We start from the raw sequence: 405 nt of genomic DNA, 5'->3' as shown, positions 1-405 counted from the left end.
CCTCCCTTTCGACAAGAGAGACGACGAGGAAAGAGAAAAGAGAAAAAATGAAAAAAAACTTCCGAAAATATTTGGAAGATATGCTTTAAAGTTCTTACCTTTGCATCCGCTTTCTGAAAAGAACAGCAATCGTGAAACGAGCGATCTTTGAACAGATTTACATAAACAATACAAGTAGTACAAGAGCAGGTGCTTCGCAAATTAATAATTGGAAACTAATGATTAAGGCGCGTCGTACCTGGGTAAAACAAAAGAACCGTCAATACTTATTCTATATAGATAGGTAAAGATAGACTTCTTGAATTCGAGCGTCCTGGACAGATAATTAAGCTGCCGCATTTTAATTTTTAATTTGCGCAGTCAAGATACTTTTACAATGAAGAGTTTGATCCTGGCTCAGGATGA

It is taken from the genome of Bacteroides sp. AF29-11, from assembly GCF_003602895.1.
Classification (GTDB): Bacteria; Bacteroidota; Bacteroidia; order Bacteroidales; family Bacteroidaceae; genus Bacteroides; species Bacteroides uniformis.
This window is presented reverse-complemented; position numbering follows the sequence as displayed.